The following is a 14,254-nucleotide window of genomic DNA, read 5'->3' as shown; positions in this document are numbered from 1 at the left end:
ATGCATCGGGTGGCTTCGCTATCACAGCGATATCTCTTTACAAGCTACCCGATTGCCCCATGTATCTCGAATTACATCTCAGGTTTAATCCCTCGCAGCCTCAACATCGGCATGCAACTTTGTCACGATTGACGAAGGTTGAATAGGAATTCCTATCTCAAACAATACGGAATCCTATAAGAATTCCATGTTGTGTTGAGGATGTCGGCGCCAGATCGGGAACCTGCCAAACCCATCGTCCTGGCGTCGAATCGTTTGCTTCCACACCAATAAGCAGGGCTTCGATCGGCCGGGTGCTGACGGCTCGGCCACTTCGCCCTGTCGGAGAGAAATACGATGTTCGCCAGGATACGCGCAGACTTTTCCATGTCCGCCGCCATCGCGGGACTGATCGCCCTTGTCGCAACGTATAGCGGTCCGGTACTCATCGTCGTGCAGGCCGCGCAGGCCGGGCATCTGTCGCACGACCTGCTGTCTACCTGGATCTGGGCGGTCTCCATCGGCGCCGGCGCCCTCGGTCTTTGGCTTAGCCTGCGGCACAGAATGCCGGTGATCGGGGCCTGGTCTACACCCGGCGTCGCGCTGTTGATTACCGGGCTTGCTCACTATCCGTTCAGCGAGGTGATCGGTTGCTATCTCGCTGTGTCGATTATCGTTGCGGTGTTGGGTCTGTCGGGTCTGTTTACGCGGCTGATCCAGCATCTGCCGGCCCATTTGCTCTCCGCGATGATCGCCGGTGTGCTTTTCGAATTCTGCGCGGGCATATTTCGGTCGCTCGAAGCGACGCCCTTCGTTGTCTTGCCTGTCGTCGTTGTGTACGTCGTCTGTCGGCGCGTCATTCCGCGTTATGCGGTTGCGCTGGCGTTGCTGGCTGGAATTGTGGTCGCGCTTCCGGACGCGGATCTCAGTGGGCATGGGCTGGATCTCAGTATCGTGAGGCCTGAGCTCACGATTCCTGGCTTTTCCGCGGAGTCGCTGATTGGCTTGGGCTTGCCTTTGCTACTGCTCGCGCTCACCCAATATGCGACGTCGATCCATGTTCTGCGTAGCGCGGGATTCGCGATCTCGCCGCGATCGGTGGTCGGTGCGAGTGGGCTGATGTCGGTTCCACTGTCGCTGTTCGGTAACTCCGGAATCAACCCGGCGGCCATTGTCGGTGCGATGTGCGCAAGCCCCGAATGTCATGAGGACCCGCAACGCCGATATATCTCGGGCGTCGTCTGCGGTATTGGCTACCTCTGCATCGGTGCGTTTGGTGCATCGATTGTCGCGCTCTTTGCGCGTTTGCCTGGCGGGCTCACCAGCACGCTCGCAGGTCTGGCGCTGCTCGGTACGCTCGTATCCAGCCTCGCCTCTGCGCTCGCGAATGAAACGCATCGGGAATCGTCGGTCATCACTTTTGTGGTCACGGTGTCCGGGATGTCGTTCTTCGGTTTGGGGTCCGCGCTGTGGGGACTCGTTGCGGGTGTCGTCTTCTCGGTTGTGCTTTCGAGGAAGCGGGTTGCGGCTACTGCGAAGCAATCGAGTGCGGACGCTGCGGCAGCGGCTACCGCGACAGTTGAAAAAGAGCGCACGTGATCGATTCGCGTCGTAAAACACATTGACAACGGGAGAACATAACCATGGTGACGGCGACTCGCCTCATAGGACGCATCAAATTCGATGACGCGCTGCTAAGCAACGACCTGGAGGTGCTATCCAAACTGCCGCGTCTGAGGGAACAGTACGACGAGTTTGGCTCAGGAACGTGGATCAATCATTCGCTGTGGAACAGAAGCGGTGAATGGACCGATACGCAGTATTTCGACTATGACTATCCGGCCATCCGCACGCAGGTCGGGGCCGCGACGCCGTACCTCAGCAAGATCATCGAGGACTGTTTTGATGTCGAGCATCTGCGCATGGCGCGCGTGCGCAATCTCGTCAACGGGCTGGTCATTCCACATACCGACTTCCTCGAACTGTCCGAAGAGAAGGATCGGTATGTTCGCATTCTGATTCCGCTTGAAACCTGTATCGACTCGTATCACACGGAGGAACATTTTGGCGTCTTCCGGATGCGGAAGGGGGACGTCTGGATTCTGGAGTCCACGCTGCCGCATGGGGCGCTTAACCTCACTTCCGATAACCGGCGGATTTTGAGTCTGGATTTTCAGTATGCTGATGTAGCGAATCCGCATTATTCGATGATCTTCAAGGACCATTCGATTCGCGATGAAGCGATTGAACCTGCGCTGGTTGCGCGGACGAGGCTCGAGCCGGAGGATTTGCAGGATTACCTGGCGCTGCTGTCGACGTCTTTTAATGACAAGGATGATGCGGAGCATATTCTTGTGAAGCTGTCGAAAGTGCATTTGCGGTTTGAATCGCCGGTTAGCGATATCTATAAGAATCTGACGACGGTCGCCAGGATGACCCGGCGGCAAGAGCTCGTCGAGCATTGCGAGAGGATGCAGAGGTTTTATATCGGGTCACCTCAGGGATTTCGGGACACTGCCGCCAGCAGGACAATGAGGGCATGCGGCGCACGTACGTGGATGAGCCATGCGCCATGTGAAACGCATGCGTACACTTCACGCTTTTGAACGAGATCTTCCCTCTGCTAGCCGCTATCGTTGAACCGCCATGCCATTACGGCTTCAGAAGAAAAGCGCCCAATCACGCAGGGCGCCTTTTCAAGCTCGGCCGGACCTATTCACTAACTCCGGTTGCACTTTTTAGTTTCTGTGGAACCCAACCACGGGCCTGTAGAAGGATGCAAAACCCGAGAAAGTCGCCCTTGCCGGGCAAGGACCTCCGGTCAATGCAAGCACATAATGCGAGAAAATCGGACGCATAAGCTGAGAAAATCCATCCCCGGTCATTTCAACCCGTGTATGAAGCACGCGATATAAATCACCCTATCCCATCAGCAGCTGTCACTCAGGTTTGTACTTCGAGTCGCAAAAAACTGCGCGTCATATAAGCTAATTTTAGCAATTCGCGCTCTTGAGCGAACCATCTCGATGCACGCCGGCGGTCAAGAAGTGTCCAGGTTTCTGAGACCGACCTACTACCGCATCAAGCAAACTCAGATGGCTGCTTAACGCGGCGGTCGCCGGGACAAGCCGTTCTCCATTCCGTCTCAGACCAGTGATTTCGAGGGCTGGTCGAGCCCTCCGCACCCGCCCGTCGCAACCCGACCTGGAGGGGACCCATGAAATCGACCCGCCTTTGTCTCGCCTGCGGCAACGCGTTCGTGCCGCTGCTGCACGTTCCGCGTCAGCGTTACTGCTCGACCAAAGCGTGCCAGCGCGCGCGTCGGCGTGACTGGCAGAACCGACGGCTTCGTGTCGACGACGACTATCGCGACAACCAGGCTCGGGCGCAGGCGAAATGGCGCGCGGGCCACTCGAGCTACTGGCGCGAATATCGAGCAGCGCATCCGGCGTATCGAGAGCGCAACCGCGGCATGCAGCGCGTACGCAACGCACGGCGGAATTTTGAGGCGATTGCAAAGATGGACGTCATCCGGTCCCGTCAACCGCTGGGGTCTGGCTTCTACATGCTGTGTGATGCGGATGCGGCCGGCGTTGCAAAGATGGATGCGTGGACCGTCCACATCGCCGTACTGTCTGCGCCGGCGGCGCCACCCATATGATTGCAAAGAGATGACGTGATGCGCATTGGCGTCTGGCCTGCTACCTTTGCCTTGTCACCGTCCGCATTTGACCGCCACGACCTGATGTGAAGCCGCGGCGTTCGCATTTTGGGGCTCCCTTTGCGCTCGGTGTCTGCCGCGTGTCTATGTCTGAGTTGCGGAGCGGAAAATGTCATCCAATGGCGCGGGTGCAGCAGTCGTAGCCGGCTCCCTGGCGGGACGGGCAGCAGAGTATGTGCGGATGTCGACCGAGCATCAGCAGTATTCGACCGAGAATCAGCGCGACCGGATTCGGGACTACGCAACCCGTCGCGGATTCCAAATCGTTCGCACCTATGCCGATGAGGGTAAAAGTGGTCTTCGAATCGATGGTCGCCACGCACTTCAACGTCTCATCTCCGACGTTGCCAATGGCCATGCCGATTTCTGCGTCATCCTCGTTTATGACGTGAGTCGATGGGGGCGATTTCAGGATGCGGATGAAAGTGCGTACTACGAATACATCTGCCGGCGCGCCGGCATCCAGGTTGCGTACTGCGCCGAGCAGTTCGAGAACGATGGGTCACCTGTCTCGACCATCGTTAAAGGCGTAAAGCGTGCAATGGCCGGTGAATACAGCCGCGAGTTGTCCGCGAAGGTGTTCGCCGGGCAGTGCCGTCTGATTGAGATGGGCTTCCGGCAAGGGGGTCCAGCGGGCTATGGGTTGCGGCGCGTACTGGTCGACCAGCACGGCCTCATGAAGGCGGAACTGTGCCGCGGCGAACACAAGAGCCTGCAGACCGACCGGGTCATCCTCATGCCGGGCCCTGAAAGCGAGGTGCGAACCGTCAATCTCATCTATAACTGGTTTATCGATGAGTCGCTCGATGAATACGCAATCGCAGCTCGCCTGAATGGCATGCATGTGCGGACTGACCTTGACCGCGAGTGGACACGGGCAACCGTACGGGAGGTACTGACCAACGAAAAATACATCGGCAACAACGTCTACAACCGCGTGTCGTTCAAGCTGAAGAAGATGCGCGTGACCAACACGCCGGACATGTGGATTCGAAAGGAGGCAGCATTTCAGGCAATTGTGCCGAGCGAAACGTTCTACACCGCTCAGGGCATCATGAGAGCGAGAGCGCGTCATTACTCGAATGAGGAGCTTATCGAGCGACTGCGCAACCTGTACCGCAGTCGCGGGTTTCTGTCTGGCGTCGTGATTGACGAAACCGATGGCATGCCTTCAACCTCTGTCTATGTGTACCGCTTCGGCAGTTTGATTCGTGCCTACCAGACCGTGGGTTTTACTCCCGGCCGGGATTATCGATACGTTGAGACCAACCGCTTCCTGCGGCAACTGCATCCGGAAATCGTTGCGCAGACGGAGAAGAAAATCGCGGACCTGGGCGGCACGGTAGTGCGCGACCCGGCGACCGACCTGCTGACGGTGAACGACGAGTTCACGGCGTGCATCGTGCTCGCGCGCTGCCAGGCGCATGACAATGGCCGCAATCACTGGAAGGTGCGCTTCGATACGAGCCTCCTGCCGGATATCACGGTCGCGGTGCGGCTCGACCACGCGAATGCTTCGGCGCTGGACTACTACCTGTTGCCGCGTCTGGATTTCGGACAGCCTCGCATTCATCTCGCCGACCAGAATCCAATCGAATTTGAGAGTTATCGCTTCGACACGCTGGACTACCTCTATGGCATGGCAGCGCGCGCCCGTCTGAGGAGAGTAGCGTGAACGCGCGGCAGCAGCTCGGAGAAATCCGGATGGTCCCCGTCAATCAGATTGAAGTCATCAATCCGCGGGAGCGCAATGGTCGGGTTTTCAGTGAAATCGTCGACAACATCAAGGCCATCGGTCTCAAAAAGCCAATCCTGGTCACGCCGCGAGCAACGGCTGGCGGCATAGAAAAATACCTGCTCGTGTGTGGCGAGGGGCGACTGAAGGCGTTCCGCTCGCTTGGGGAAGCGACCATTCCGGCACTCGTTGTGAGCGTGAGCGACGAAGACGCGTTCGTCATGAGCCTGACTGAAAACATCGCGCGCAGACAGTGTCGCCCACTCGAGCGGCTTGCCGGCATCCGGCAATTGCAGGAGCAGGGATATGCGCCGAAGGTCATTGCCGAGAAGACTGGTCTTACGCCGGCTTACGTTCACGGCATCCTCACGCTGCTGCACCAGGGAGAGGAGAGACTTGTCGTTGCGGTGGAGAAAGGGCTTGTTCCCCTGAATGCGGCTCTCACGATTGTCGGCGCCGGCGATGACGACGCCGAAATACAGGCAGCACTCCAGGAGGCGTATGAGTCGGGCAAATTGCGGGGCAAGCAATTGATGAACGCACGCCGTGTCATCGAGCGCAGAAAAGCACTCGGGCGAAGCACGGCGCGCAACATGACGAGCAGGACTGCCGGCGTCACGACATCGAGTCTCGTACGCACGTATGAGCACGAGGTAGAACGTCAGAAGTCCATGGTGAGAAAGGCCGAATTCACGCAACAGCGTTTGCTATTTGTGGTCGGCGCATTGAGGCAACTGTTTGCCGATGAGAACTTTGTCAACCTGTTGCGCGCGGAGGGCCTGGCGAGCTTGCCGAAGTATCTTGCCGAACGCGTCTGGTCAGGCGGGAGTGCCACATGACTGGCGTAACCCTTGGATTCATCCCTGAGCCGCTGTCGGTGCCGGTCTCGAGCATCCTGCCATCGCGCAGAATACCGACGCCCGTGATTGAGTCGCGTAAGTTCAAACAGATTAGGACGTCCATTGAGGAGGTAGGCCTCATTGAACCACTCTCCGTAACGCCTGCGAACCAGTCCTCCGGACAACATGTTCTGCTCGATGGGCATCTACGCCTGCTTGCCATCCAGGACCTGGGGCACGAGCACGCTGCCTGTCTTGTCGCGACCGATGACGAGAGCTACACCTATAACAACCGTGTCAATCGCCTCTCTACAGTCCAGGAGCACTATATGATACGGCGCGTTATCGACAGAGGCGTTTCGCCCGAACGATTGGCGAAAGCGCTCTCCGTGGACGTATCGCAAATCATAAAGAAGATGTCGCTGCTCGACGGCATTTGCCCGGAGGCGGCTGAACTGCTCGGAGACCGGCAGTTCTCGCCGGACCTTGTTCGCGCGATTCGCAAAATGAAGCCCACGCGGCAGGTCGAATGCGTTGAGCTGATGGCGGCCGCGAACAACGTGTCAGTCGCCTACGCCGAGGCATTGTTGGTAGCCACGCCTGCGGCACGTCTTGTGGATGGCAAGAAGCCGCGCAAACTGACTGGCGTTAGCCCGGAGCAGATGGCGAAAATGGAGCGGGAAATGAGCAATCTGCAGGGGCAGTACAAGCTCGTGGAACAGACTTACGGTCAGGACGTGTTGAATCTGGTGCTTGCGAAAGGATATCTCGCCAAGCTCCTCGAAAACGAATCTGCACGTCAATACGTTGCCCAACGCCATCCGGATTTGATGGTGGAATTCGAGTCCATCATCGCGACGATTTCTCTCGACCAGCAGCAATTCAGCGCAGCTATCTAGCCGCACTCTCACATAGTGGCGGTCCGCATCGCGGGCGACGCGCTCCGAGATGAGCGACGGCGTTTGCGCTCTGCGCAACGCAATGGCAATGTTGTCGTCTTCGCTTCGCTTTTGCTTAGCTGCGTCCCAGTTCTACGACCGCTGCTTTACTCCGAGCTTCGAGTCGTACTCCACTCGGGGCAGGGAATTCGTTACTGATACCGACCGACCCGAAACTCCTGAGGCAGAGCCAGAAAGTACGGATTAGTGTTCCGCCCCAAGCGCGCCGCTTTTGCTTCCGTGCCTCAATTTGCTGCGCTATCGCGATATTTGCCCGACGCAACTGCTCGGCGAGTCGCTCCTCAGAAAACAACTCGGGTATTTGCTCGCGTATCTCCGCGAGCGCCTGCTGAGCTTCTGCGATGCTTTGAACAAGTGCCTGCATTTCGGCATCACTCGAGAAAGAGAATTTCTGTTTCATTTTATTACTCGGATTCGTTTTTCATTCAGGTACCTTCGAAGGGCTGCCCAATTGCGACTGCCCGGAGAAAGGTCGAAGCTCATCGCTGTGGAATCGGCGTGTTCTCGCCAAAACTTTACTCCCGAAGGCGTCTCGACTAGGTCTAGCAATCTTCTACATCCTTTCAATTCAGAAGGGAGCTTTCGAACAACCTCATCCGAAATCGCGCCGTCAAAGCCCAGTCTTGCAAACGTATAGGCACCGTTATGCCGCATGGCCGTAGTCGACTCGGCGCTCTGAATAGCCTGCAGTTCAATCTGGCGAAATCCTAAGGCCGTCGCTGTGTTGGCACAGAGAGCAACCATACGAGTAGCGACTCCTTTAACTTGGTGCCTAGAACTCACCTCTAGCTTCTGCGGAAAAATTCGATGCGGTCTACGCGCCTCGTCAAACGTGAGAGGCAACATGAACGGATTGACCAACATTTCGTCATTTGCAATAAGCATAGAAACAACTCCACCGACGCAATCCACGGACACTGTGCTACCCGATGGCGCACCAGAGAGTAGCTTCCAGTCGCTTTCACTCCAATCGAAAGCCTGCCTGACGGAGGGGTTGATATAGATATGTACTTTCGTCAAGTCAAACAGCGCACGGGATTGTGCATCCATGTACATCCAGCGCTGAAGATTGCTGAGGGCTTGCCACTTGATAGGCATGTGTATTTTCTTCGATAAAATCGGGAAATTAGCAACCTCATAACGGCAAGTTGGTGACGCTTCTTTAGTTTTTTGAGAAACGGCTATCAATCTCAAGCCGAAATTCTTAGACACTAGGCTACGCTTGCAACCGTGACTAATCAGCTCAGACCGTCATAGTGGCTAATTGTTGTTGTCCGCGGCCGCTGTTCGACTAATGTGCGGCGGATACTTCAAGTCGTCGTCGATACCGGGGGAACTGATGCAGCACGGACGAGAGCCAGATGTATCTTGCTGCCAGGGACTGGTCGTCTTTGCAAGTCAAACTCAAGACTTTTCGCTCCGACGATGGCCAGCCGTCCCAGGTCAGCAGTCTTTACCAGTGCGCCACGCTGCGCACCATTGGGCAACGTGTGCGCACCAACTATCTCTATTGGTGACAGTAGTCTCGCAAGTGCGGACGACTTTGTTCCCATAGCCTTCGCGAGGTCTGCGAGCGGTACATAACTCTGGCGGAATGAGAGCAAATGGTGCGGCAGCACAACCCTACAAGGCTGACCACGTAACCGGATTTCTTCGGACGCTAACACGCCGGAATCAATCCAATGTGAGATGCTTTCCCATTTCCAGCCGGTCAACTTCGACAACTGCTGAATAGACATGCCGGCTTCTAGCAATGGCGTCGAAAAGTATGGGGTAACGTCGGCTCGCAGGAAGGCCATCTCGCCGAGTCTGTGACCGCGCACGACGGCCTTTACCTTGCCTTCAGCAATTGCCTGCATCAGGGACTGGATGGCTTGCCGGTCGCCCATACGTCTGCTGGTCAGTCCTGCCCACGTGAGTTTTTCGTCATCTGGGGCTGCAGCAGGTTCTGCAGCTTCGCTGATGCGCGCGACCACATCTAGTACGGATTGGCGCTCAACCAGACCGCCCTTCAGTATGTCTTCGCGCCAGCTCACATCGGACCGAATCACGCCTGCCGCCATCATGTGCTGAAGCACGGATGGCGGCACACCCGACAGCTCGCAAGCTTGCGCGCCGGTCATCCATTCACTGCGCCGTTGCTGGATGCGTGCGACTTCGGCGTGCGGGATTTCATTGACCTGCCCGCGCTTACCCGGGAGGCGCGTGCGGTAATCGCACTCTCCGGCCTGGATGGCTTTGTGCAGGCGTGAAGCACTGACGCCAATAGCTTTTGCCGCGTCGGGCGCACGCATGTACTTGGTCACCTCCTCCGCCATGGCTTTCGCCGAGTCCAGCCCGAGCGTGCCGTCGAATCGCGCAGCAGCGACTTCGATGACGATTTTGAGGAACGGCTGGAGTGCGCCGCCCAGACAGAGTTTGCGCAGGCTAATGTACCAGGCGCCAAGCAACGTGTTAAGTGTTCGGGCGCCGGGCTTACCTGCGGCAATGCGTTTCTCGACATGCGACTGGAAGCCCGCAGGCCAATCAGCCAGCATCGTTTCTAGAGGCTCGAGTAAGTCGATGGCTTCAGCAATAGAGTTCGGCAATGCGGCCCCTCGAGGAGGTGATGGCAGCGTTGGGTCGGCGTACAGGCAAAGCGTGCGCACGACCTTACCCAACTTATCGATGTCCACGCCGCCCGACTGTTGCCCAGTGCTGGCAATGAGCGTGGACAGCCAATGCTGTGCATGGCTTGAAGCTGTGCGAGGAAGCATGCGAAGGTCGTGACCGCAATCACATCGGTCAATGAGATAGCGATGGGGCGACAGCATCTCTCCACAAGCGTCGCACCTGTCGACAAGCCGGAAACGGTGGTGAGGGCACGCGGTGGCGTACGTGTGCTCCCAATAGTGACGCAGGTGGCCTTCTTCGGCCAGGCACCCCGGACAGACAGCGTCGGACTGGGCGCGATGCAGGCGGCCCCATCTGCGGCATGCCACTTCCTGGTTGCTCGCAAAATGCGCCCATGAATTTTCGAGACCAAGCTGTCCCGCGACAAAATCGGCATGACCGAGCAGTGCGCTGCGATTGCGTTGTACGCCAGCGAGGCCTGCCAGCTCGCGCCAGCTAGACAGCACGTTATCGGCAGCGAGCCTGCGGTAATACCCATGCCCGGATTCGTCGTCCCGTGGCGCATACGTTATGAGCAGACTCATTTGCCACCTCCGGATTGTTCGCGGATAACAGGAACCGGGAGGTCGTTGTCGTTCATCACCTGCACGAAGGACTGGTGAAGGGCTGCGGATGCGACATCCGACTGCATGGCAGCGTGATTCTGGAACGCTCGGAAGTGGTGGGAACCGGCGGCTTCGATTGCATCTGCTGCTGCCTGGCAGTCGTTGAACGTGAGAGGCCGTGGCAACTCATACGCCATCTGACTGGCCAGCTCCTGCATGAACCGGCTCAACACGCCAATCAGCCCGCCGGTCAGCAGGTAGCACTGGTAGGTGAGTGCAGGTATCGGCAGGTCTATCGGATAGCCAGATTCGCGAAAAAGATTTGCATAGGTCGCAACACACGTATGGAATGCCTTCATGTTCTCGGGAATTCGGGAATCGTAAGGTAAAAGGAGGCGCCGAGCCGACGTGCGCATACGCAACTGCTCGTTGTGCTCGAACAGACGCTCGAGACGTGGCACGCCGAACAGAAAGACCGTCAGGCGCGAATCCGCCAATGTCTTGAACCAGTCTCCAGCCGAGCGTGGCGGCACCCGCGCACCCGGTTCGACGAGGTGGCTCGCTTCCTCAAAAATCGCGACGCGCGTACCGGCGAGCGTCAACTGGTCCAGCATGCGGTTACCCATGGCACCAGAGGTGATGCTGCGCTGAACCGGCAGGCCAAGCGCTGTGAGCACGCTCGAAGGCAATAGCAGTGGCGACACGGGCGTGGGCACCGGCACAACGAGCAGAGGCACGTGACGCCGTCCGTCGACCTTCGTTTCCGGAAACGTCCGTCTTAGCGCATTGATGAGCATCGACTTGCCGACACGCGACGGTCCCATGACGCGCTCGATACGACTCGCGCCTCCATCAATGGCGTCCTCGATGCGCTGCCTGAGCGGCTTGAGTTGCTCAAGGAAAAGCGGATGCGGGAGTTCGCAGGTCTCGATAGCTACGCGTAATTGCTTTGCGGGTGTCATTACAGTAAATCTCCGCTGTCACGGTCCAGCACGGGAAGCAGGGCCACGTCGTCGGGCATCGGACTGATACGCCGCACGGCGGCAGGTGGCGCTTCCGATGCTGTATTGGGCCCGCCCTTCAGCAGCGGCGGCGGTAGCAGCGGACCCGGGTGCTTCGTCGCGCGCTCGATGGCCTTGGCCACTTTCTCCAGGCGTGCGGTCTCGCGGTTTCTCTCGTGCTTGCCCGATTTTTTGCTTTTGGGTGCAAGAGATTCGGCCACGACCGTTTCATGCATATCTCCGTCGAATTTCTCGGCCTGCGGAGCTGGCTTAAAGCTGGTTTTGTGCCTTTTAAACCGCTCCTTTGCCTCCTTGAACGACCAGGCCGGTGTCTCGGGTCGCAAGTGCTCATATGGCAGTGGGACGAGTGGAACATCATCGCCTTCATAGATATAGACATGTCGGAAGTCATCCGGGTTGAACAGCACGTGCAGAAACTGCTTTTCGCCATACCTACCAATCAGGGTTTCAATTTCGTCATCCTTGTAATGCAGCCCGTCTACCGTGATGCCCGTCTTCCGGCTCAGCTTGTTCTCCGTGTGCTCGCAAAGCGCAGCTAGCCACTCCGCTCGCGATGGTGGAAGCGAGACCGCGATGCATGACGCCTCGAAATGCTTCCAGCGCTCTGCAGGAGAGTCGCCCGTCAGAGAGTCCGTGAGGACGACATCCCACCGCAAACGCTCGAGTGGAGTGTGAATCCACTTTTCGTAGTACCAACGGACAACCCAGCGCTCAAGTTCATCGATTGTCAGGAGCTTGTCGCCAAGCGCAACCGGGTCACGCTTTCCATCCTCGCCGTCCATGCGCGTGCAGCCAGGCAGTCCTTCGAGGGCCTCCTTGAGAGAACGATTAAAACGTTCGATAAAAGGCTTTTGCTGCGGAGCTCTGGATTTACAGTGCTTGACGTCAACGCCGAGCTTTTGGAGGTTCTCGATACGGCTGGTTTTGGCCTCCGGCCCGTTATCGAAGATGAGCTGGCCCGGTGTGCCACACACATTCATCTCGTGGTCGATGCCCAATTCCTCGAATCGTTTCTTCTTGATGGGCGCCATATACATCTCTGCGCACGCGAGCGTATCGGTATCTCTCGGCGCGCCAACGACAAAGTGCCAACCGACTGGATAGCTTGTGCAACAGTCGATGGCATGCACGAGGTAGAGCTGGCTGCTCACGCCGCTCGGTGTCTCGACGACGTATGGCAGGTGCAGTGCATCCTGCTCCACCCGCTCGAAGGGCACTTCAGCACGGATGCGCCTCTTCGCGAATGACTTCCCTGCCACGGCGTCCCTCGGAAGCATACGGTTGTGCTCTGGGTCGGCGCTGGCGAAGCGCAGGATGGTCTCTTTCACATACCTGATGCTTATCGGAGGGTGGGTTGCGGGCAGAAGAGCGCCGAGCACGTTGCGGTTGACGTAGTCGGTCACTTTCCTCAACGACCAGCGGGACATGGGCACCAGATAAAGTCGCTCAGCGACAGTACAAATCGTATCAACGACTTCCTGCGGATACCGCGGCACGCGGTTACCCTTGTTTTTGTTTCCGCGAAGAACCGGCAGGCCGGCCATGTCGTGCCTTCGATACCGATATATCGTTGACAGCCGCGGAAAGGGTCGCGATAGCGGCGAGGCATCATGACCGTACTCTTCTGCGGCAAGTTGATATGCCTGCAGACAACTGATGCCTCGCTGCGTCTGGATGTTCTGGATGCGCCGTATGACCTCATAGGCGAAGAGGCTACGTTCGTCCAGTGCTTTGTCGCCGGGTTGCGCGGCATGACTGAAGCGAGGTTTGCCTGCGCGAAGCAAGGTCTTCTTGCCAGCGTGGATGTCTGCCGCAATGTCCTCTATTTCGATGTACCTTTCCTCACGCTTCTCGGCATCGAATACCTTGATGCATCCACCGCGAGGGTGTGGGTCAAGTACTTCCAGATAAGCGTCGCGATTGCCGGGCGGAGCAAGCCGGTCACGCCGGAGCAGGATGGGCTTCATTTTTCTACTCCCTCAAACAGGCAGAGATGGGCCAGGTCCCCATACGCCAGGGACAATTCAAGCGTGCCGCAGATAGGGTGATGGGCAAGGTCGCCTTCGAGCACGCCGCTGACCAGCAAGACAGGAATCAGACCGGGCAGTAGTTGAAGGTCTGAGCACAACGCGCGCACCGAGACAGGCCCACCTTCACAGCGACGTGTGACGCTCTCGACGAGTTCGTCGGTCAGATGCGCCTGGATTTGATGGGTAGCCTGCTTGAGCACCCTCGAATTCATCCGGATTGGATGTCCGGAGCTTGCCGGCGCCACCACGGTTCGGAGCGGGTAGCTATTGGCAGCCAGAATCGGGCGGGCCCGCGCAACTTTTTCCCAATAGACGTCGTCTCCTTCGAAGCCTTCGGCTTTGACTTCGACCGCATGATGCAGTCCGTCTTGCCAGTCGATGCTGAAATCGACCGTGTAGAACTTCGGACCTGGCACATCGCGATGCTTGTGCGAGGCTTCGCGCAAGGCATCTCTCGAAAACAGGAGGCGCTGGTCAATCAGGTCGACACAAAATGGCTGTGGCCGAAAAGCTCTGACGCGCGGGTCAATCGCCAGAAGATGCGTAACGAATCGCTCGGCGTCGGATTCGACGTTGAGGTGGCCACCTGCTTTCTCGCTGTACGTACCGAATTTCGCCTTGCCGTATGTCGACGCCGTGTGACGGATACCGGTGTTGGCTGCACTCACGCGACCGCGACGGCCATAAGCCACGGACGCGCGGGTCATTGCGCACCTCCTGTCCAGACGGAGTTGCTTTTAGTGGCTAGCCC

At 57.8% G+C, this 14,254-nt stretch carries 12 protein-coding genes; 6 read left to right on the top strand and 6 right to left on the bottom strand.

Annotation, left to right across the window (positions count from 1 at the left end; all coding sequences use genetic code 11):
- Positions 1-336: 336 nt before the first annotated feature.
- The 6 genes from HV796_RS08795 (at position 337) to HV796_RS08770 (ending at position 7,173) form a co-directional block, all read left to right on the top strand.
- Positions 337-1,578, top strand: a complete 1,242-nt coding sequence (locus HV796_RS08795; RefSeq protein WP_175226091.1) for a benzoate/H(+) symporter BenE family transporter — start codon at positions 337-339, stop codon at positions 1,576-1,578.
- Positions 1,579-1,622: 44 nt separating this feature from the next.
- Complete coding sequence (locus HV796_RS08790) at positions 1,623-2,585, top strand: aspartyl/asparaginyl beta-hydroxylase domain-containing protein (protein WP_175226090.1); 963 nt, start codon at positions 1,623-1,625, stop codon at positions 2,583-2,585.
- Positions 2,586-3,196: 611 nt separating this feature from the next.
- Positions 3,197-3,640, top strand: a complete 444-nt coding sequence (locus tag HV796_RS08785) for a hypothetical protein (RefSeq protein ID WP_175226089.1) — start codon at positions 3,197-3,199, stop codon at positions 3,638-3,640.
- A 169-nt stretch (positions 3,641-3,809) separates the two neighbouring features.
- Complete coding sequence (locus HV796_RS08780) at positions 3,810-5,375, top strand: recombinase family protein (RefSeq protein ID WP_175226088.1); 1,566 nt, start codon at positions 3,810-3,812, stop codon at positions 5,373-5,375.
- A gap of 29 nt (positions 5,376-5,404) precedes the next feature.
- Positions 5,405-6,274, top strand: a complete 870-nt coding sequence (locus HV796_RS08775; RefSeq protein WP_377693783.1) for a ParB/RepB/Spo0J family partition protein — start codon at positions 5,405-5,407, stop codon at positions 6,272-6,274.
- Positions 6,271-7,173: a plasmid partitioning protein RepB C-terminal domain-containing protein gene (locus HV796_RS08770; RefSeq protein ID WP_175226086.1), complete on the top strand. Its 903-nt coding sequence runs from the start codon at positions 6,271-6,273 to the stop codon at positions 7,171-7,173. Before HV796_RS08775 ends, HV796_RS08770 begins: the two co-directional genes overlap by 4 nt.
- Before the next feature lie 115 nt (positions 7,174-7,288).
- Here HV796_RS08770 and HV796_RS08765 read toward each other — a convergent pair whose 3' ends face one another.
- The 6 genes from HV796_RS08765 to HV796_RS08740 all read right to left on the bottom strand — a co-directional run bounded on the left by HV796_RS08765 (position 7,289) and on the right by HV796_RS08740 (position 14,210).
- Positions 7,289-7,633 (bottom strand): hypothetical protein, encoded by a 345-nt coding sequence (locus tag HV796_RS08765; RefSeq protein ID WP_175226085.1) that lies wholly within the window; start codon positions 7,631-7,633, stop codon positions 7,289-7,291.
- A complete protein-coding gene (locus HV796_RS08760) occupies positions 7,630-8,445 on the bottom strand; it encodes a hypothetical protein (protein ID WP_175226084.1) in 816 nt (271 codons plus the stop codon). Before HV796_RS08760 ends, HV796_RS08765 begins: the two co-directional genes overlap by 4 nt.
- Positions 8,446-8,543: 98 nt before the next feature.
- Positions 8,544-10,430: a TniQ family protein gene (locus tag HV796_RS08755; RefSeq protein WP_175226083.1), complete on the bottom strand. Its 1,887-nt coding sequence runs from the start codon at positions 10,428-10,430 to the stop codon at positions 8,544-8,546.
- Positions 10,427-11,413: an ATP-binding protein gene (locus tag HV796_RS08750; RefSeq protein ID WP_175226082.1), complete on the bottom strand. Its 987-nt coding sequence runs from the start codon at positions 11,411-11,413 to the stop codon at positions 10,427-10,429. Before HV796_RS08750 ends, HV796_RS08755 begins: the two co-directional genes overlap by 4 nt.
- The gene (locus HV796_RS08745) at positions 11,413-13,440 is read right to left on the bottom strand and encodes a Mu transposase C-terminal domain-containing protein (RefSeq protein WP_175226081.1); all 2,028 of its coding nucleotides are present in this window, start codon (positions 13,438-13,440) and stop codon (positions 11,413-11,415) included. The genes HV796_RS08750 and HV796_RS08745 overlap by 1 nt, the downstream gene beginning before the upstream one ends.
- Positions 13,437-14,210 carry a hypothetical protein gene (locus HV796_RS08740; RefSeq protein ID WP_175226080.1) on the bottom strand — a complete coding sequence of 258 codons (774 nt, stop codon included), beginning with the start codon at positions 14,208-14,210 and terminating at the stop codon, positions 13,437-13,439. Before HV796_RS08740 ends, HV796_RS08745 begins: the two co-directional genes overlap by 4 nt.
- Positions 14,211-14,254: the final 44 nt, after the last annotated feature.

The sequence above is a fragment of the Paraburkholderia humisilvae genome, from assembly GCF_902859855.1.
Lineage (GTDB): Bacteria > Pseudomonadota > Gammaproteobacteria > Burkholderiales > Burkholderiaceae > Paraburkholderia > Paraburkholderia humisilvae.
Note: the sequence above shows the minus strand (reverse complement) of the source record. Positions and strands in the feature narration are given on the sequence as shown.